This is a genomic window from Rhizobium sp. PRIMUS64 (genome assembly GCF_023006465.1).
In the GTDB taxonomy this organism is placed as follows: Bacteria; Pseudomonadota; Alphaproteobacteria; order Rhizobiales; family Rhizobiaceae; genus Rhizobium; species Rhizobium leguminosarum.
The window spans coordinates 1-787 of sequence record NZ_JALBGX010000312.1 but is presented as its reverse complement, the minus strand read 5'-3'; the positions used below and the strand labels follow the sequence as shown (position 1 = coordinate 787).

Here is a 787-nt window from a genome sequence, read left to right as displayed (position 1 = left end):
CATCGCCACTGCACGGCCGGCGGCATCGCGGGCGCGCTCGCCCTCCACCGCGGCCCAACTGGTGCCGCCAGCTCCGGCGACATCAATCACCGCAACACCCGCCTCGACGAGCGCGCAGGCCACCGAGGCGGACAGGCCCGACCCGACTTCTTTGGCCACGATCGGCACGCCCACGCTACGCGCGGCGCGAGTCACCTGCGCCAGGACGCCGTGCCAGTCGCGGTCGCCATCCGGCTGTAGCGCTTCCTGCAGCGGATTGAGATGGACGATCAGCCCATCAGCCTCCAGCGCATCGATAGCCCGGCGCGCCAGATCAAGGCCGTCGGCCTCGCGCAGTTGCGCAGCGCCGATATTGGCCAGCAAGGGAATGTCAGGCGCCAGGCGGCGTAGGGCGCGCGTCAGCCCCTGGGAATTGCGCGATTGCAGGCTTACGCGCTGCGAACCGACGCACATGGCGATCCCCAAGGCTTGCGCCGCCTCGCTCAGGCGCCGATTGATGGCCTCGGCGCGTGGCATTCCGCCGGTCATGGAACTGATCAGCAGCGGCGCACGCATGGGCTTGCCTAACAGCGAGGTGCGCAGTTCGATCTGCGTCAGGTCCAGCTCGGGTAGTGCGCAGTGTTCGAACCGGATTTGCTCCCAACCGGCGGCGACCGTGGCTGGCGCCGTTCGCCGATCCAGCACGAGGTCCAGATGGTCGTCCTTGCGCCGGGTCAGGGCGTCGTCGCACCCGCTCGCTCGATCCGCCGTATTGGGCGTTGGCGTTGCGTCGGATCGGACCGAAGGC

Annotated in this window: 1 protein-coding gene; it reads right to left on the bottom strand. The window is 69.1% G+C overall.

Annotated elements, in window-relative coordinates:
• On the bottom strand, window positions 1–787 hold a 787-nt coding region (locus MOV76_RS39295; RefSeq protein WP_247266609.1), incomplete at both ends, for an alpha-hydroxy-acid oxidizing protein.